This is a genomic window from Streptomyces sp. NPDC015220 (assembly GCF_043079345.1).
GTDB lineage: Bacteria > Actinomycetota > Actinomycetes > Streptomycetales > Streptomycetaceae > Streptomyces.
Window position 1 is genome coordinate 151,978 of the sequence record NZ_JBIBUK010000009.1, and the last position, 16,912, is coordinate 168,889.

The 16,912-nt window shown below is 72.1% G+C and carries 13 protein-coding genes and 1 tRNA gene; 8 read left to right on the plus strand and 6 right to left on the minus strand.

The window, feature by feature from the left end:
- Nucleotides 1-354: 354 nt before the first annotated feature.
- Nucleotides 355-1,218 (minus strand): LysR substrate-binding domain-containing protein, encoded by an 864-nt coding sequence (locus ACF061_RS20100; protein ID WP_392268365.1) that lies wholly within the window; start codon nt 1,216-1,218, stop codon nt 355-357.
- Between the two features lie 193 nt (nt 1,219-1,411).
- On the opposite strand from ACF061_RS20100, the gene ACF061_RS20105 reads away from it, so the two are divergent.
- Nucleotides 1,412-2,458: a bile acid:sodium symporter family protein gene (locus tag ACF061_RS20105; RefSeq protein ID WP_392268249.1), complete on the plus strand. Its 1,047-nt coding sequence runs from the start codon at nt 1,412-1,414 to the stop codon at nt 2,456-2,458.
- Nucleotides 2,459-2,663: 205 nt separating this feature from the next.
- Here the strand turns inward: ACF061_RS20105 and ACF061_RS20110 are convergent, their stop codons facing one another.
- Nucleotides 2,664-3,581 (minus strand): zinc-binding alcohol dehydrogenase family protein, encoded by a 918-nt coding sequence (locus ACF061_RS20110; RefSeq protein WP_392268250.1) that lies wholly within the window; start codon nt 3,579-3,581, stop codon nt 2,664-2,666.
- Between the two features lie 141 nt (nt 3,582-3,722).
- Here ACF061_RS20110 and ACF061_RS20115 point away from each other — a divergent pair, with 141 nt between their 5' ends.
- Nucleotides 3,723-4,160 carry a MarR family winged helix-turn-helix transcriptional regulator gene (locus tag ACF061_RS20115; RefSeq protein ID WP_392268251.1) on the plus strand — a complete coding sequence of 146 codons (438 nt, stop codon included), beginning with the start codon at nt 3,723-3,725 and terminating at the stop codon, nt 4,158-4,160.
- An 81-nt stretch (nt 4,161-4,241) separates the two neighbouring features.
- Here the strand turns inward: ACF061_RS20115 and fdhD are convergent, their stop codons facing one another.
- Complete coding sequence (gene fdhD, locus ACF061_RS20120) at nt 4,242-5,090, minus strand: formate dehydrogenase accessory sulfurtransferase FdhD (protein ID WP_392268252.1); 849 nt, start codon at nt 5,088-5,090, stop codon at nt 4,242-4,244.
- Between the two features lie 419 nt (nt 5,091-5,509).
- Between fdhD and ACF061_RS20125 the strand changes: the two genes are divergently transcribed.
- On the plus strand, nt 5,510-6,457 hold the full coding sequence (locus ACF061_RS20125; protein ID WP_392268253.1) for a beta-ketoacyl-ACP synthase III: 948 nt from the start codon (nt 5,510-5,512) through the stop codon (nt 6,455-6,457).
- Between the two features lie 467 nt (nt 6,458-6,924).
- Nucleotides 6,925-7,009, plus strand: a tRNA-Leu gene (locus ACF061_RS20130).
- A 1,064-nt stretch (nt 7,010-8,073) separates the two neighbouring features.
- Here ACF061_RS20130 and ACF061_RS20135 read toward each other — a convergent pair.
- The 3 genes from ACF061_RS20135 to ctaD form a co-directional block, all read right to left on the minus strand.
- The gene (locus tag ACF061_RS20135; protein WP_392268254.1) at nt 8,074-8,874 is read right to left on the minus strand and encodes an N-formylglutamate amidohydrolase; all 801 of its coding nucleotides are present in this window, start codon (nt 8,872-8,874) and stop codon (nt 8,074-8,076) included.
- 298 nt (nt 8,875-9,172) lie between these two features.
- Nucleotides 9,173-9,775 (minus strand): hypothetical protein, encoded by a 603-nt coding sequence (locus ACF061_RS20140; RefSeq protein ID WP_392268255.1) that lies wholly within the window; start codon nt 9,773-9,775, stop codon nt 9,173-9,175.
- A gap of 3 nt (nt 9,776-9,778) precedes the next feature.
- Nucleotides 9,779-11,527: a cytochrome c oxidase subunit I gene (ctaD, locus tag ACF061_RS20145; protein ID WP_392268256.1), complete on the minus strand. Its 1,749-nt coding sequence runs from the start codon at nt 11,525-11,527 to the stop codon at nt 9,779-9,781.
- A 758-nt stretch (nt 11,528-12,285) separates the two neighbouring features.
- Between ctaD and ACF061_RS20150 the strand changes: the two genes are divergently transcribed.
- The 4 genes from ACF061_RS20150 (at nt 12,286) to ACF061_RS20165 (ending at nt 16,808) form a co-directional block, all read left to right on the plus strand.
- Nucleotides 12,286-12,747: a hypothetical protein gene (locus tag ACF061_RS20150; RefSeq protein ID WP_392268257.1), complete on the plus strand. Its 462-nt coding sequence runs from the start codon at nt 12,286-12,288 to the stop codon at nt 12,745-12,747.
- 8 nt (nt 12,748-12,755) lie between these two features.
- Nucleotides 12,756-14,579: an alpha/beta hydrolase gene (locus ACF061_RS20155; protein WP_392268258.1), complete on the plus strand. Its 1,824-nt coding sequence runs from the start codon at nt 12,756-12,758 to the stop codon at nt 14,577-14,579.
- 68 nt (nt 14,580-14,647) lie between these two features.
- Entirely contained in the window at nt 14,648-15,256 is a 609-nt protein-coding gene (locus tag ACF061_RS20160; RefSeq protein ID WP_392268259.1) for a hypothetical protein, read from the plus strand.
- Nucleotides 15,257-15,569: 313 nt separating this feature from the next.
- The gene (locus tag ACF061_RS20165; RefSeq protein WP_392268366.1) at nt 15,570-16,808 is read left to right on the plus strand and encodes an Ig-like domain-containing protein; all 1,239 of its coding nucleotides are present in this window, start codon (nt 15,570-15,572) and stop codon (nt 16,806-16,808) included.
- Nucleotides 16,809-16,912: the final 104 nt, after the last annotated feature.

The window sequence follows — 16,912 nt, forward strand, 5'->3', positions numbered from 1 at the left end:
TCTGTACGCCGCCCGGCCGGCGCCCCCGTGCCTACGACGTCCCCGTGCCTACGACGTCCCCGTGCCTACGACGTCCCCGTGGCTACGGCGTCCCCGTGGCTACGGCGTCTCCGTGGGTACGGCGTCCCTGTGCGCATGGCGTCCCCCGTGCCGTGCTCGCCCGCGCCCCTGGCCGCGTGACCCCCCGACCGCGTGAGCGCGCCGGATCGCGGCACCGCGGCACCCGCCCGGACCGCGGCACCCGCACCGGCCCGCCGGACGCGGACCCGCACTCGCACGACCGGCCACGACACGGGCGCGCAGTCGGCCGCGACACTGCTCGCAGGCGGCGGCCGACCGCAGGCGGCGGTGGCCTCAGCGGCGGTGGAGGCGGTCGCCGCCGGCCAGGATCGCCGCCGCCAGGGCGTCGGCCGCGGACTGGGCGGAGGGGCGGTGGCGGCCGTGCACCAGGACGAAGTCGACCCGGCCCAGCTCCGGCAGCCCCGCCCGCTCCGGGATACGGACCAGACCCGGCGGGATCAGGCCGCGGGAGTGCGCCATCACGCCGAGGCCCGCGCGGGCGGCGGCGATCAGCCCGTTGAGGCTGCCGCTGGTGCACGCCACGCGCCAGGGCCGGCCCTGGCGCTCCAGCGCCTCGAAGGCGAGCGCCCGGCTGATCCCCGGCGGCGGATAGACGATCAGCGGCACCGGACGGTCCGGGTCCAGGCGCAGCCGCTCCGCGCCGATCCACACCAGCCGGTCGTGCCAGACGGGTTCGCCGCTCGGGTCCTGCGGACGCCGTTTGGCCAGCACCAGATCCAGCTTCCCGGCGGCCAGCTGCTCGTGCAGCGTGCCCGACAGCTCGACCGTCAGTTCGAGATCGACCTCCGGATGCTCGTAGCGGAAACCCTCCAGGATCTCCGGCAGCCGGGTCAGCACGAAGTCCTCGGACGCGCCGAACCGCAGCCTGCCGCGCACCCGCGTGCCCGTGAAGAACGCCGTCGCCTGCTCGTGCACCTCCAGGATCCGCCGGGCGAAGCCCAGCATGGCCTCGCCGTCCTCGGTGAGCTCCACCGAGTGGGTGTCGCGGGTGAACAGCAGCCGTCCGGTGGCGTCCTCCAGCCGGCGCACGTGCTGGCTCACCGTCGACTGCCGCAGCCCGAGCCGCCGCGCCGCCCGGGTGAAGCCGAGCGTCTGGGCGACTGCGAGGAAGCTGCGCAGCTGTGCGGGGTCGTACACACCGGACAGGCTAGACCCCTTCATCATGATCCGCGATGACAGTCAGAGCGGTAGGACGGATTCCCGATCGCCCTGGTGAGGAGGACCATGGACCGGGAACCCGCCGCTCCCGGGACGAACGGGCACGGGGCGGGCACGGACGGGCATGGCGCCCTGCCCCGTACCGCCGACGAGCACGAGTGACTGGAGCGATGTGAAACGCCTGCGCTGGCCGAGCTGGATGCCGGTCGACCCGTACATCGTGCTGCTGATCGGCACCGTCGGTCTGGCCGCGCTGCTGCCTGCCCGCGGCGCGGCCGCGGACGTGGCCTCCGGCGCCTCGACGGCCGCGATCGCCTTCCTGTTCTTCCTCTACGGCGCCCGGCTCTCCACCCGTGAGGCGCTGGACGGGCTCAGGCACTGGCGGCTGCACATCACGGTCCTGGTTTGCACCTTCGTCGTCTTCCCGCTGCTCGGCCTCGCCGCCCGCGGTCTGGTTCCGACCCTGCTGAACCAGCCGCTCTACCAGGGGCTGCTCTTCCTCACGCTGGTTCCCTCCACCATCCAGTCGTCGATCGCCTTCACCTCCATCGCCCGGGGCAACGTGCCCGCCGCGATCTGCGCGGGCTCCTTCTCCTCGCTGGTCGGCATCGTCCTCACCCCGTTGCTCGCGGCCGCCCTGCTGGGCAGCGACGGCGGCGGCTTCTCCGCGCACTCGCTGGTCACGATCGTGCTCCAGCTCCTCGTGCCGTTCGTCGCCGGGCAGCTGCTGCGGCCCTGGGTCGGCGCTTTCGTCACCCGGCACAAGAAGGTCCTCGGGCTGGTCGACCGCGGCTCGATCCTGCTCGTCGTCTACACCGCGTTCAGCGAGGGCATGGTGCGCGGCATCTGGCACCAGGTCAGCCCCGTGCGGCTGGGCGGGCTGCTCGCCGTCGAGGCCGTGCTGCTGGCCGTGATGCTCGCCTTGACCTGGTACGGCGCCAAGGCGCTGCGCTTCGGCCGGGCGGACCGCATCGCCATCCAGTTCGCCGGTTCCAAGAAGTCCCTGGCCTCCGGGCTGCCCATGGCGAGCGTGCTGTTCGGCGCCCACGCCTCCCTGGCCGTGCTGCCGCTCATGCTCTTCCACCAGATGCAGCTCATGGTCTGCGCGGTGATCGCCAAGCGCCGGGCGCACGATCCCGAGGCGGCTGAGGAACCCGCCGAGGCGACCCAGCCCGCGGCGCCACGGCCGACGGTCGGCACGGCGGCCCGCTCCCGTTGACACCGGCGCGCTCCCGTTGACACCGGAGCACTCCTGGCGACACCGGCGGGCTCCCCGGGAGGCCGGCGCGCTTCCGCTTCCGCGCCCGGGGAGGCCGGGGCGCTTCCGCGGGGACCGGGGCGTCGCCGGCCCGGCCGGAGCCAGGGCGAGGGCGGGCCCGCCGTCGCGCGGCCGGGCGGCCCTGATCCGCCGGTCGAGCGGCGGATCAGGGCCGCAGGACCACCTTGCCGAGGTTGCCGCGGGACTCGATGACCTCGTGCGCCTTCGCCGCGTCCGCCAGCGCGAACTCGGCGTGCACGACGGGCCGCACCGCGCCCCGCGCGAACAGCCGCCACAGTTCCCGCCGCCACCGCTCGTACCGCTCTGGCTCGTCACGGGCGATCCGCGCCATCTGGAAGCCGATCACCGACTTCGCGCCCACCAGCAGGTCGTACGCCTGGATGGTTCCGCCGCCCGAGCTGTACGCCACCAGTCGTCCGCCCGGAGCGAGTGCGGCGATCGCCGGGGTGAGGAGATCGCCGCCGACCCCGTCCAGGACGTGGTCGACCGGTTCCCCCCAGGCGTCGTCGCCGTAGCGGACCACCTCGTCGGCGCCCAGCGAACGGACGAAGTCCGCCTTGTCCGAGGAGGAGACCGCGCCCACCACGCGGGCGGCTCCCCGGATCCGGGCGAGCTGCACCGCGAGGTGGCCGACGCCGCCGGCCGCCGCCGTCACGAGTACCGCCGCATCGCGCTCGGGTCCGGCCGCGGCCAGCGCGCCGAGGGCGATGAGGCCGCTGCGGACCAGGGCGACCGCGTCCACGGCGCCGGCCTCGTCGGGCAGCGAAGAGGCCATCTCCTCGCGCAGCGGCGCGTAGTCGGCGTAGCCGTGCCCGAAGCACAGCCCGGTCACCCGGTCGCCGCTCCGGTAGCGGGTGACGCCCGCGCCCACGGCCACCACCTCACCGGCGATCTCCCCGCCCAGCGCGATGGGGTCGGCGGCCTCGGTGACCTTCCGGACGACGGGCAGGGTGACGCCGACGGCCTCGCAGCGCACCAGGAGCTCGCCGGGGCCCGGCTCGGGGACGGGCACCTCCTCCAGGAACAGCGGGCCGCCGGTGGACTCGTACCGGACGCGTCGCATCGCACCTCCAGAACTCACGGGGACTCATCGGGATCTCATGCCGAAGCCGGGGAGTCACCCGAACTCGTTGGGGCTCCCAATGAAATGGACGATAGCGACTTTCATTGGGAAGTCCAACGACTTTCTCGGTAGGCTGCCGTCATGGCCGAAGCCCCCCTCGCCGAGATCCGCTCCCTGCCCAGCTGGCTGCTCGGCCGGGCCGCCGCCCGTGGCCGGGCCCTGGTCGCCGAGGCGCTGGCCGCCGAGGGACAGAAGATGTGGCACCACGTGGTGCTCTCCGCCGTCCGTGACCTCGCCCCCGTCGCCCAGGCCGACCTCGGCCGCGGTGTCGAGCTCGACCCCAAGGACCTCGTCGGCGTCCTCAACGACCTTCAGTCCGCGGGTCTCGTCCTGCGTGAGCCCGACCCGAAGGACCGGCGCAAGAACGCCGTCTCCCTCACCCCCGAGGGCGGCCGGCTGCTGGCGCGCTGCGAGAAGGCGGCACGCGAGGCCAACGACGAACTGCTCGCGCCGCTGTCCCCGGCCGAACGGGGGCGGCTCACGGAACTGCTGGCCCGGGTCTCGGGCACGCGGGAGTAGCACCGCCGGCCGGCCCCGACCCCGGCCGGTCGCGGCTGCCCCCTCAGCCCCGATCGCCGCTCGGCCCCCGACCGACTGCCCTCAGCCCCGGGGCGACGCCGTCCGCAGCGCGATGCGGTCCTCACCCGCGTACACGTTCATGGAGGCGCCCCGCAGGAAGCCCACCAGGGTCAGACCGGTCTCCGCCGCCAGGTCCACGGCCAGTGAGGACGGCGCGGAGACCGCCGCGAGCACCGGAATGCCCGCCATCACGGCCTTCTGCGCCAGCTCGAAGGAGGCCCGGCCGGAGACCAGCAGGATCGTGCGGGACAGCGGCAGACCGCCGTTCTGCAGGGCCCGGCCGACCAGTTTGTCGACCGCGTTGTGCCGGCCCACGTCCTCCCGTATGTCCAGCAGCTCGCCGTCCTCGGAGAACAGGGCCGCCGCGTGCAGCCCGCCGGTCCGGTCGAAGACCCGCTGGGCCGCGCGCAGCCGATCGGGCAGGCCGGCGAGCAGCCCGGGCTCCACGCGCAGCGGCGGCGTGTCCGCGATCGGCCAGCGGGTCGTCGTGCGCACGGCGTCCAGACTGGCCTTGCCGCACAGACCGCAGGACGAGGTCGTGTAGACGTTGCGTTCGAGGGTGATGTCCGGGACGGTGACGCCCGGAGCGGTCCGCACGTCCACCACGTTGTAGGTGTTCGAGCCGTCCGCGGTCGCCCCCGCGCAGTAGACGATGTTCAGCAGGTCCGAGGTCGCGGCCAGCACGCCCTCGCTGACCAGGAATCCCGCGGCCAGCGCGAAGTCGTCGCCCGGGGTGCGCATGGTGATCGCGAGCGGCTTGCCGTTCAACCGGATCTCCAGTGGCTCCTCGGCGACGAGCGTGTCCGGCCGGGCGGAGACCGCGCCGTCCCGGATCCGGATGACCTTGCGTCGTTCCGTCACTCGTCCCATGTCGTGATCAGCCCCGGTTCTCGTACGCACTGGTGGCCGGAAAGGCCCTTTCCCGCAGAGATTGCCACGGGACACCCCGGCGTGGTGCCCCGAGGTGACCTCGACGGACCGGCCGCCCCGGACGCGTGGGGTGGCGGCGCCGCGGCGAACTCCGTCGCGGGCCCGCTCCTCGCGGTCCGCGGCCACGCCCGACCCGTCCCGGATACCCACCGGGCGCGTTCCGACTCAGGTCCCGACGGCGTCGGCCCCGCGGGACACCCGCGGGCACGGTCGCCGCGTCGCACGTGCGCGCCGAACCGGTCGCTGACCGAAGCCGACAAGCCGGCCCTCCGTTTCCTGTGGTTTCACCCGCAGTCCTACCCGCGGGTCACTGATCAGACTGGGGGCTCACGCCAGCCACGGCAACGAGGGGACCACCGATGAACGGCTCGCGCATCACCGCCGTCGGCCACTACCAGCCGGCCAAGGTGCTCACCAACGACGACCTGGCGGCCATGGTGGACACCAGCGACGAGTGGATCAGCAGCCGGGTGGGCATCCGGACCCGGCACATCGCCGGGCCCGACGAACCGGTCGACGAACTCGCCGCGCACGCCGCGGCCAAGGCGCTGGCGGCGGCCGGGCTCGCCCCCGCCGACATCGACCTGGTCCTGGTCGCCACCTCCACGGCCGTGGACCGCTCCCCGAACACCGCCGCACGCGTCGCGGCCCGCCTCGGCATCCCGTCACCGGCCGCGATGGACGTCAACGTGGTGTGCGCCGGCTTCACCCACGCCCTGGCCACGGCCGACCACACCGTACGGGCCGGGGCCGCGACGCGCGCCCTGGTCATCGGCGCCGACAAGATGTCCGACGTGACCGACTGGACGGACCGGACGACCTGTGTGCTCGTCGGGGACGGCGCGGGCGCCGCCGTGGTCGAGGCCTGCCGGCCGGGCGAGGAGGCCGGGATCGGGCCGGTGCTGTGGGGTTCGGTGCCCGAGATGGGACACGCGGTACGGATCGAGGGCACGCCCCCGAGGTTCGCGCAGGAGGGACAGAGCGTCTACCGGTGGGCCACCACCCAGCTTCCGCCGCTGGCCCGGCGCACCTGCGAGCGGGCGGGCATCGCGCCCGAGGAACTGGCCGCGGTCGTCCTGCACCAGGCGAACCTGCGGATCGTCGAACCGCTCGCCCTCAGGCTCGGCGCCGTCGACGCGGTGGTCGCCCGCGACGTCACCGAGTCCGGCAACACCTCGGCGGCCAGCATCCCCCTGGCCCTGTCCAAGCTGGTCGAGCGCGGCGAGGTGACCGCGGGCGACCCGGTGCTGCTGTTCGGCTTCGGCGGCAACCTCTCCTACGCCGGGCAGGTCGTGCGCTGCCCGTGACCGGCGGGCGGACGAAGATCCCTCCGTCCGTCCGGCGCACGACACCCCCGTCGCACAACCCCCACGGCGCGGGGCCCGCCGCGCCCCGGCACGGCGGGGGCTCGGCAGGACGGGCTCCGTCCGCGAGCCGGTGAGCGCGCCGACCGGTGCATTCCGGCCCGTGCGTCCCGCGCATCCCATGCATCCCGCGCATCCGGTGCACGCGGTGCATGCGCTGAATGAGGTGCGCGCGGCGCACACGGAGCGCTCCGGGCCGTCGTCCCCCGTCGCCCTCCCGTGGCCGGCAACGGTCGAGCGCGACGAGAAGTGACATCGCCGTCACACCCCGCGCCCGGCGCCGCCGGGCCGTGACTCCGCGGGTCCGTACGGGTGCGGACAGGGCGGATACGCAGGTGAAAGGCGCTCCGAAACCTTGGTATTGTTGTCCATGTCGCCGCGGGGAGAACCCGCGAAGCGGCAGACACCTGGTCCGGGTGGCGGAATGGCAGACGCGCTAGCTTGAGGTGCTAGTGCCCTTTATCGGGCGTGGGGGTTCAAGTCCCCCCTCGGACACTTTGGGAAAACCCCCGCTCAGCGGGGGTTTTCGCGTATGCGTGGCGCTGACCGCCGAGGCGGGTCGGGGCCCGGCCCGCACCGCGTCGACGGTGTGCCTCCGAACAACGACCGGTCCGGCGCCGCGGGTGGCGGACCGTGCGGCACCCCGGAACGCGACCGTGCGGACGGGCGCGGAACCTCCACATGTCGCAGGCGCGCCCATACCGGACGGACGGTCCCGTCACTTGGCGCACGGGCCCGGTGCCGGTCGGGCACAATACGGCTGTGCCCGAGGAGCAGCACGAGGCCACGCTGCTCACCGTCGCCCACCAGCTCGCGCACGGCCTGGCCACGGCACACCTCAACGGGCTGGTCCGCGGCGCGCTCACGCCCCGCTGCGTGCTGATCGCCGGACGCGACGTCCAGATCACCGGCTGGATGACGGCGTCGGTGCGCGGACTGGCCGACCGGCACCGCGCCCCGCACCGGCCGGCACCGCGCCCCGCACCGACCGGAGCCGCGCTACCGTGCCCCCGAGGCGTCGGACCCCGACCACCGGCCGACGCCGGCGACGGACGTCTGCGCCCCGGCCGCGTCCTCGTCGAGACGGCGACGGGCCGCCCGGTGACCGGCGACCCCCCCGACGTCCTGGATTCTTCGGTGCCGGGGCTGCGTCCCGGTCTTCGCGACAGTCTGCTGGCGTGCCTGACCCGTGATCCCGGCGGGAGATCGACCGCGCACGAACTGGCGCGCACCTTCGAGGCCCTCGCCGGTGAACCCGAGCAGAAGCGCTTGGCGGTGACCATCGGGCGGAACGCCGTGCGGGCCCCGGTGCGACTCGATCCGGAAAGCGGAGCGAGCGGCTGCCACGGGCCGCACCTGCTGTGCCGGGGCCGACGGTCCCGCACACGCAGGGACCTCCTGCACCGGGTCCTGGACCAGCTGATCCGGCGCGATCCCGAGGGCATGGCCTTCGTCCTCGCCGACTACAACCGCAGCAGCGGCCTCGACCGGTACGCGGACCACCAAGCCGCAGCCGCAGCGACGCCGTATCCGTGGCCGCGCCGCAGCCCCCGGGGGCGTCAGCCCCGGCCCACCGCGTCCACGAGCTGGGCCAGCGCGTCGGCGAGGGCGTCCAGGCCGGGGCCGGCCGGGCCGCCCGGTTCGCTCATGTACACGTCCCGGCGGATCTCGATCATCAGCGCGCTGACCCTCGGGTCCTTCCCGTAGTACTCCAGCGGTACGTACGTGCCCTGGAAGGGACTGTTGACGCCGGTGCCGCCGAAGTCCGCGAACGCCTTCTCCGCCTCGGCGAGGAGATCGGCCGGGGTGTGGAAGCCGTCGTGCCCCAGGCAGATCGGGGGACGCGGGCCGTCGCCGTGCAGTTCGTAGGGGAGCGGGGCGGTCGGGTACGAGTGCACGTCCACGATCACCGCCCGGCCCACGGCCGCCAGCCGTTCGCGGACCGCTTCGGTCATGGCGGCGGCGTACGGGTGGAAGTACCGCTCCACCAGCGGCCGTCCGTCGTGACCGGCCGGACGCAGCTCCTCCCGGTGCGTGGTCCGCGTGTACACCGCGCCCATGCCCACCGACAGCATCTCCTCCCGCTCGTCGGGGAACCGTTCGGGATCGACCACCAGCCGCGAGAGCCGGTTGACGAACCGCCACGGCGTGAGTGAGCCGCGGGCGGCGGCGGCCGACGCGATCCGAGCCGTGTGCGAGTCGGTGATGTGGTCCAGTTCGCGTTCGAGCGCGGCGTCGTCGAGGGTGATTGTCTCGCGCACGTCCGCCGGGATGGTCCGCGAGGAGTGCGGGACGTGGAGGACGACGGGGGAGTCGGGCGAACCCGGAAGGTACTCGAAGGCGGATGACACGTTGTTCATCTGGAATGTCCTTGTGGCGCGTTGAGGTGGGTCGTACGTCGGGAGGCAAGCGCGCCTCCCGCCCGGCTGACCGGACGGCGCCTCACACCGTCCGATCAGGTGCGCTGATCATAGGACATGTCCTGGCTGCCGCCGCTGCCGCCGCTGCCGCCGCTCCTGCCGCTCGCGGTCGGTACCGGTGGCCGAAGCGGCGGTTGGCGCCGCAAGCGCGGAACGGGACGGCCCGGATGCCCTGGTGCGCCGGTGCCAGGGCGAGTTCGGGGGAACACCGGGCGGCGGAGGCCCCGGGCGTCGCCCGTCAGACCTTCCGCCGGGCCGCCTTCCCGCCAGGGGAGTCCCCCGGCCGGACGGTCGTCGAGGTGGTGCGGCGGGCCGCCCGGGCGCAGGCGGCCGCCGCGGCGAGGAACACGGCCGGCACGGCGGCCGGAGCGGCGGCCGCCGACCGGCCCGCGCCGCCCGCCGCGCCGAGGACGGCGTGCGGGGGCAGGGCCGCGACGGACACGGCGGCGGCCGCACCGCACCCCACCATGACGGCGACGGCGACGGCGACCCGGGCGCGGCCCGGACCGGCCGGCGGCGGAACATGGCCCAGCCGTGCCCAGTGGCGCGCGGTCTCCCGCGCCTCGTGCCGGCGCCGTACGGCCGCGTACAGGCGCAGGACGGTCGTGGCGGCGCCACCGACGACCGCCGCGGTGAGCGGGGTCCACCACCCCTCGGCCACCAGCAGCAGCACCGCGAGGACGCCCGCGCCGGCCCAGCCGGTCACGCAGGCCGCCGCCGCGATACGCCGTGAGTCGGGCCGGTCGGCGCCGGCCCGCAGGTCGGCGAGGGCCGGCAGGTACCACACGCAGCCGGCGGCGGTGAGCGCCGCGGTCCCCAGCGCGGCGACGATGTGCGACACGGCCTACCTCGCCGCCGCTTCCACCACGGCGGTCCCGGCTTCGGCGTCCGCCGCGTCGGCCCCGGCGATCTCCGGATGGTGCAGGTCGAACGCCGGGGACTCGCTGCGGATCCGGGGCAGGGAGGCGAAGTTGTGCCGGGGCGGCGGACAGGACGTGGCCCACTCCAGCGAACGGCCGTACCCCCAGGGGTCGTCGGTGTTCACCGGCCGGCCGTACTTCGCGGTGCGCCACACGTTGTAGAAGAACGGCAGGACCGACAGGCCCAGCAGGAACGCGCCGATGGTGGACAGGGTGTTGAGGGTGGTGAAGCCGTCGGCCGCGAGGTAGTCGGCGTAGCGGCGCGGCATGCCCTCGGCGCCCAGCCAGTGCTGCACCAGGAAGGTGAGGTTGAAACCCACGGTGAGCGTCCAGAAGGTGATCCTGCCCAGCCGTTCGTCGAGCATCTTGCCGGTGAACTTCGGCCACCAGAAGTGGAATCCGGCGAACATCGCGTACACCACCGTGCCGAACACCGTGTAGTGGAAGTGCGCCACCACGAAGTACGAGTCGGAGACGTGGAAGTCCAGCGGCGGAGAGGCCAGGATCACGCCGGTCAGCCCGCCGAAGACGAACGTGACCAGGAAGCCCACGGTCCACAGCATCGGGGTCTCGAAGGAGAGGCTGCCTTTCCACATGGTGCCGATCCAGTTGAAGAACTTCACCCCGGTCGGTACGGCGATGAGGAAGGTCATGAAGGAGAAGAACGGCAGCAGCACGCCGCCGGTGACGTACATGTGGTGGGCCCACACGGTCACGGACAGTCCCGCGATGGCGATGGTCGCGCCGACCAGGCCCATGTAGCCGAACATCGGCTTGCGGGAGAAGACCGGGATCACCTCGGAGACGATCCCGAAGAAGGGCAGCGCCAGGATGTACACCTCCGGGTGCCCGAAGAACCAGAACAGGTGCTGCCAGAGCAGGGCGCCGCCGTTGGCCGCGTCGAAGATGTGGCTGCCGAACTTCCGGTCGCACTCCAGCGCGAAGAGCGCCGCCGCCAGCACGGGGAAGACGATCAGGACGAGCAGCGCGGTGAGCAGCACGTTCCACACGAAGATCGGCATGCGGAACATGGTCATGCCCGGCGCGCGCATGCAGATGATCGTGGTGATGAAGTTGACCGCTCCGAGGATGCTGCCGAAGCCGGAGAGCGCCACACCCATGATCCACATGTCGGCGCCGAGCCCCGGCGAGTGGACGGCGTCCGACAGCGGGGCGTAGAGGAACCAGCCGAAGTCGGCGGCCCCGTCCGGAGTGAGGAAGCCGAAGGCGGCGATCGACGAGCCGAACAGGAACAGCCAGAAGGCGAGCATGTTCAGCCGCGGGAAGGCGACGTCCGGGGCGCCGATCTGCAACGGCATGATCCAGTTAGCGAAGCCGGTGAACAGCGGCATCGCGAACATCAGCAGCATGATCGAGCCGTGCATCGTGAACGCCTGGTTGAACTGCTCGTTCGACATGATCTGCAGCCCGGGCCGGGCGAGTTCGGCACGCATCGCCAGCGCCATCACCCCACCGACGACGAAGAACACGAAGGCGGTGACGAGATACAGCGTCCCGATCCGCTTGTGGTCGGTGGTGGTCAGCCACTGCACCCAGGACGGCCGGCGGGAGGCGTGCCCTGTGCCCGCGGGCGGCGCCTCCCGCCCGCGGCCGGGCGCGACCTCGTCTCCCGGCCCCGCTGCTGTCGCCTGTTGTACCCGCACCTCGTCCACCGGACGGTGCCTCCCGCTCTGCTTGCTGCGACCTCGGAACGACGCGCCGGAGGAGCGCGGGCACGGGCGCGGACATCGGCACCGGCCCCGGCCCTTCCGGCCGCCGCCCAATGATCACCAGGGCGCCATGGAGTGCCGTAGGGCCGAGCAGCCCTCGGTTCGAGGGCCCGGTGGGCCTCGGGGCGGGGACCGACGGTCCTGTCTGCCGGTTCCCGGCAGCTTGACGCCCCTGGTTTCGCCGCGCCCGCCCCCTGGAAGGACCGGCCCCGGTCACTCATGCTGTCCCCATGGTCTTCACCAGCCATGCGGTGGTCGTCGAACCAGTGCCCTTCCCCTGGCTGGTCGACGCCCTCGCCGTGGTCCGCTCCGCGGCCGAGGAGAGCCGGGCGGAAGTTCGACGACTGGTGGGCCGCGGCGGACACCGGCCGTGCCCCGCCCTCCGCTCCGGCGTCGGCGCGTATCGACCACCGATGGGCGCGCGCCGAGGCACGTGCCGTGCCCCGACCTCGCGACCAGCCGCTACGCCGAGGCCTCCAGCAGGCGCCCAGTGGCCGATTCCTGCTGGAGTCCGCGCGCGTGCGGTGACGGAACTCGGCTTCCCCCGTCCGGGTACGGATACTCAGGGGCCAATTGAGTGATCGCGCGGATCCGGTACAGCGCACGCGCCCTATAGCGTCGGCCGCGGTGATCTCAACGCACACTGGGGAAGCTGGACGACAGTTCCGGGAGCACCCGGGCCACGGGGGAGGAGACCACGCATGGCGTGGGACGAGTGGGAGCAGCTGAAGCAGGACGCCGCCGACCGGCACACGACGCACATGCAGCTCAATCAGTATCCGGCCGGTGACGGTCCCGGCCCGTCGGTCAGCGGCGTCACCGGCGGCGTGAAGTCCACCCAACAGGCGTGGAACAAGGCGGCGGAGGGCGTCGACGGGCTCAGGACGAACGTGGGCAAGGCGCTGAGCCGCCTGGACGACGGGCAGAAGGGGCTCGGCGGGGACTCGGGATGCCTGTCCGCCGGCGCCCAGAAGGAGGTGTACGACTCCTGGGCCCGCTACGTCAAGAGCGTCGGCGAGCGCTGCGGCAGCGTCAAGGGGATCCTCGAACAGGTCGGACACGACCTGCTGATGACGGACGACTCCGTCAGGTCGGCGTTCGGCGTCATCAAGACCAAGTACGCCGACACACCCGCGGTCGGCGGCCAGGACGCCGGACGGTAGCGGCGGCCATGGACCTCGCGACACTCAAGCAGTTGGAGCCGTCCGAGTTCGAGGAGGCGGCCGACGGTTACCGCGCCACCAGCGACATGGCGAGCGCGGCCAAGGACCACCTCGACAATGTCGTCGTCGCGGGCATGCGCAAGTCCCTCAAGGGCCAGGCCCTCGAAGCGGCCCTCGGCGAACTGAAGGACCTCTCGGCCGACTTCCACTACACGCAGATCGAATGCGGACTGGTCAGTACGGCGCTGAGTGGCTTCGCCCACGACATCGACGCCGCTCGCAGAAGGCTCCTGTCCGCCCTGGACGACGCACAGGCCATGAAGTTGACGGTCAACGCGGACGGCAGCGTCACCTACCCGGAGGCGCCGGCGAAGGACGGCTCCGGGACGCCCGCCCAGGGCGGCACGGTCAGCGGGGCGACCGACCCGGCGGTGCAGGGCATCGCCCGCCAGTCCGCCCACTTCGACCCCAACCCCCACCACGCCGAGGCCCTCGACGTCGCCGACCGGATCACTGCCGCGCTGAGGGAGGCGACGGAGGCGGACTCCAAGTGGGCGCCGAGAATACGGGCGTTGAAGGCAGACGACGACCTCACTGTGTCCAACCAGGACCTCAAGGACGCGCAGTCGGACATGGCCGGCGTCCGCGACGCGGCCAAGAACTACCTGGATTCCATCGCCGCCCCTCCCCAGGACGGCAGCCCGCAGCAGAACGCCGACTGGTGGAAGGGGCTCAGCCCCGAGGAGCGGGAGGCCTACCTCTCGCTCCATCCGGACGTTGTCGGGCGGCTGGACGGGCTCCCGTCCGAGACCCGCGACGAGGCCAACCGCATCGTCCTCGACGAGAAGCAGGCCGAGTACCAGCTCCGGATCGACTCCATCCCGAAGCCGCCCGCCAACGAGTGGACGTGGATCAACGCGGGCGGATGGGCGTCCAAGGTGCACACCGACGAATGGATGGAGTGGGACAAGAAGTACGGCGACGAGTACCGGCACCTGGAGTCGTCGCTGAAGGGCATGAACGCCATCCGGACCCGGTTCGACCAGACGGGCGAGGGCGGGCTGCCCGAGGCGTACCTCCTCGCGTTCAGTCCGGAGGGCCACGGCCGGGCGGTCGTGGCCACCGGGAACCCCGACACCGCCCAGAACCAGGCGGTCTATGTGCCCGGCACGACGGCCAACCTCGGGAAGGTCGGCGGCGACATCGACCGGATGACCGAACTGTGGCGCCAGACGCAGCAAGCCACCCCGAACGCGTCCGTGTCCACCATCACCTGGCTCGGCTACGACGCCCCCCAGGACATCGTCAAGGACTCCCCGTTCGAGCACTACGCCTACGACGGGGCACCCGCCTACCGGCAGTTCATGGACGGCTTGGACGTCTCGCACAGTGGCGCCGGCGATGCGCACCGCACGGCCATCGGGCACTCCTACGGCACCACCCTCATCGGGGCGGCCGCCCAGACCGGGAACCTCAATGCGGACGACGTGATCTTCGCGGGCAGCCCGGGCGTCAAGGTCGGCTCGGCGGAGGAGATGGACGTTCCAAAGGGACATGTGTGGAACGAGGAGGCGGACGGGGACAAGGTCCCGGACATCGGTCGCTGGGGCCACGGCGGCAGCCAGTGGAAACTGGGCGGCGGCACATTCATCATCCCCAGCGACGACATCTTCGGGGCCCATCAGATGAACACGGACGCCGAGGGCAGCGGCCCGTCGGCGACCACCGGAGCGGAGGGCCACAGCCAGTACTGGAACAAGGGCTCGACGGCGCTGAAGAACCAGGCGCTGGTCGTGGTCGGCGAGTACGGCGACGTCACGGCTCCCCGGTAAAGCGCGCCCCGGCTCGTAGAGTCACACCCGAACCACCACGGACCTGCCGAACGACACTTAGGACCTGCATGCTCCGCGCACCGTTCACCACTCCTCATCGGCATCGCCTGGGCAGCGCCTCCTTCACCCTCGCTCTCGTACTCACCGGACTCCTCCTCAGCGGATGTGGCATGACGGACGACGACAACACCAAGCCCCCGACCGCCGGCGCCGGCACGTCGGACGACGCCGGCACGAAGATCCCCGACGCGGGCACCGCCTCGACCGACGACGCGGCCGCCAAGGTGAAGTCCGTCTCCAGCCAGATCTACGACTTCCTCGGCGTTCCCGGCAGTGCCTCAGAGCCCGGACCGGGTGTGAGGGCGTGCGAGGGCAGGGACCCCGACACGTATTTCCAGGTTTACCATCCCTGGAACTTCAAACCCGCCTCAGGCGCCGACGTCGACGTGGCCATGAAGAACCTGAAGGGGAAACTGTCCACGGGCGGCTGGGTGATCAAGAGGTCCTACCAGGACAACAGCGCCAACAAGAACCTCAACATCATCGCCGACAACGACGCCGCGAAGGCGAGCGTGTGGATCGTCGCCTACAGCAAGCGGACCACCCCGAGCATCGGCATCGAGGTCACCTCCGGCTGCTACCGGGCACCCGAGGGGGAGACGGTACGGCACTCCTGACAGCGCCCTGACCGACGGGCCGGAGCGACCCGGACGCGCCGGGCGGATCGAAGGCGACCCGGGCGTGCCCGGCGGGCAGGAGGCGGTCGGCGGGGCGTCTGCGTGCAAGTACCGGCGCGGGCCGGGTTCGGTCACGCACGGTTGTGACCTTCGGGCAGGGCGTCGCGGGCGGCACACTCGGCGGCACGTGGCCTTCGGCACACTATGCCCATTTTGGTCTAGTCGGTGTGTAAAAGTGGTGCGAAAGGTGGTTGCACTCCTCCGGTGGCCAGCTTCGAAGACTCACAGACCAAGGGCATGGGAGAAGCGTTTGATCACGGCACGTAAACGACACACCAGGTTGGCGGCCGCCGCCGGCGTACTCGGCGGTGTGCTCGCGGTCACGGCCCTCGGCGGTACCGCCATGGCTGCCACCGGGAACGACGGCGCCGGGAACCACGTGAAGGCGCAGGCTCCGGCGGATCAGGCCGCCGCCCAGGACGCGTCCGACGCCCAAATAAAGATCACGCCTGGGCAGGGCGCCCACAATGTCGGGGTCAATGCCCCGGTCAAGGTCACCGTCAGCGACGGCAAGCTCACCAAGGTGACCATGACCGCCGTCGCGACCGGCACCGTGCTTCCGGGCACCCTGTCCGCGGACGGCACCTCCTGGAAGCCGGACGGCGGGCTGGAGCGGGCCACCAAGTACCAGATCGCCGCGGAGGCCGCGGACGCCGAGGGCCGCTCCGCGGCCGAGAACGCCACGATCACCACGGTCTCCCCGGCCAACGACTTCATCGGGCACGTCTCCCCCCAGGACGGCTCGACCGTCGGCGTGGGCATGCCGGTGTCGGTCACCTTCGGCAAGGCGGTCGGCGACAAGGCCGCCGTGCAGTCGAAGATCCAGGTCAGCTCCAGCAGCGGTCAGCGAGTCGTCGGCCACTGGCTCAACGACGGCCGTCTCGACTTCCGCCCGCAGAGCTACTGGAAGCCCGGCTCCACCGTCACCGTCAAGCTCACCTCCCACGGCGTCCAGAAGACGGTCACGTTCAAGGTCGGCCGCAGCCAGATCAGCACGGTCGACGCCGGGACGAAGCAGATGACCGTCGTGCGGAACGGCAAGACGATCAAGACCATCCCGATCTCGTCCGGCAGCCCCGAGCACCCGACGTACAACGGTCAGATGGTCATCTCCGAGAAGTTCCAGCACATCCGCATGAACGCGGCGAGCGTCAACCTCACGGAGAAGGACGGCAAGCCCTCGTACAACATCGCGGCCGTACCCCACGCCATGCGCCTGACCGACTCGGGCACGTTCATCCACGGCAACTACTGGGGCGCCGACTCGGTCTTCGGCAAGGCCAACACCAGCCACGGCTGCGTGGGCCTGAAGGACGTCAGGGGCGGCAGCGACGGCAAGCAGCCGGCCGCCTGGTTCTTCGACCACTCGCTGATCGGCGACGTCGTGATCGTCAAGAACTCCGACGACAAGGCCAAGCTGGCCCCGGACAACGGCTTCAGCGACTGGAACATGCCGTGGAGCCAGTGGGTCGCGGGCAGCGCGACCGACTGACGCGAGGCCGCACTCCTCCGCGCACCCCTGAACGCGCGTCCCCTCCGCAAGGCGGCGGCCGGCACCATGCCGGCCGCCGCCTTGCGGCGTTGCACCGAGCAGTT

What these genes read in the sequence shown, in the direction of transcription:
- ACF061_RS20135 (WP_392268254.1), bottom strand. Translation starts at nt 8,874, where the DNA reads ATGAACAACGTGTCATCCGCCTTCGAGTACCTTCCGGGTTCGCCCGAC.
- ACF061_RS20150 (WP_392268257.1), top strand. Translation starts at nt 12,286, where the DNA reads ATGGCGTGGGACGAGTGGGAGCAGCTGAAGCAGGACGCCGCCGACCGG.
- ACF061_RS20110 (WP_392268250.1), bottom strand. Translation starts at nt 3,581, where the DNA reads ATGCGACGCGTCCGGTACGAGTCCACCGGCGGCCCGCTGTTCCTGGAG.
- ACF061_RS20160 (WP_392268259.1), top strand. Translation starts at nt 14,648, where the DNA reads ATGCTCCGCGCACCGTTCACCACTCCTCATCGGCATCGCCTGGGCAGC.
- fdhD (WP_392268252.1), bottom strand. Translation starts at nt 5,090, where the DNA reads ATGGGACGAGTGACGGAACGACGCAAGGTCATCCGGATCCGGGACGGC.
- ACF061_RS20115 (WP_392268251.1), top strand. Translation starts at nt 3,723, where the DNA reads ATGGCCGAAGCCCCCCTCGCCGAGATCCGCTCCCTGCCCAGCTGGCTG.
- ACF061_RS20125 (WP_392268253.1), top strand. Translation starts at nt 5,510, where the DNA reads ATGAACGGCTCGCGCATCACCGCCGTCGGCCACTACCAGCCGGCCAAG.
- ACF061_RS20155 (WP_392268258.1), top strand. Translation starts at nt 12,756, where the DNA reads ATGGACCTCGCGACACTCAAGCAGTTGGAGCCGTCCGAGTTCGAGGAG.